The organism is Vibrio sp. D173a, assembly GCF_030248475.1.
Window position 1 is genome coordinate 1 of sequence record NZ_JAHGAH010001582.1, and the last position, 666, is coordinate 666.

At 47.3% G+C, this 666-nt stretch carries 2 pseudogenes; both read right to left on the reverse strand.

The features are described from left to right. Window positions 1-441 (reverse strand): annotated as a pseudogene (mraY, locus tag KIV40_RS34895) (phospho-N-acetylmuramoyl-pentapeptide-transferase); the annotation flags it as partial. After that, window positions 438-666: pseudogene (gene murF / locus KIV40_RS34900) on the reverse strand (UDP-N-acetylmuramoyl-tripeptide--D-alanyl-D-alanine ligase); the annotation flags it as partial. The pseudogenes murF and mraY, both read right to left, overlap by 4 nt.

A 666-nucleotide genomic window follows, 5' to 3' on the forward strand; every position in this document is an offset into this window, starting at 1 on the left:
TGCAAATGCCACAACCAGTGCGATTGCCGACTGCCAGAAATATTTCCAGCGCGCGATCAGACCATCGGTATTCTTGCGTACCACCTTACGGTAGTCATCAACAAAACCAACTGCACCATAACCACCTAGTACCGCCATAACAGCCCATACATAAGGGTTAGAAAGATCCGCCCAAAGCAGAACCGTAATCATGATCGCAGCAAGGATCATCACACCGCCCATGGTTGGTGTACCACGTTTGCTGAAGTGAGATTCTGGGCCATCGTTACGAACGACTTGGCCGATTTGCAGCATTTGTAGACGCTCGATCAAACGAGGTCCCATCCACAGCGACAAGCATAGAGCCGTTAAAATACTCGCGATTGCTCGAAACGAAAGGTATTCAAACAAGCGAAAAAACGAAAAGTGTGGCTGTAACAGCTCTGCAAGCCAAATAATCATGAAAAGTTCTCCTTCAAAGCAGCGGCTATTTTACTCATTCCTGCACTGTTTGCGCCTTTAACTAACAGTGTGTGTGACGCATGGTTTGGCAAGCTTAACTGCTGCTCTATGTGTGCGATCATCGCTTGATGCGCAGTGAAGTGAGTGCCGTTACAGATCTCACTGATCACCTTAGTATCATCACCGTAAGTGAGTACATGATCAAAAGCGAATGGGGCAGCATAT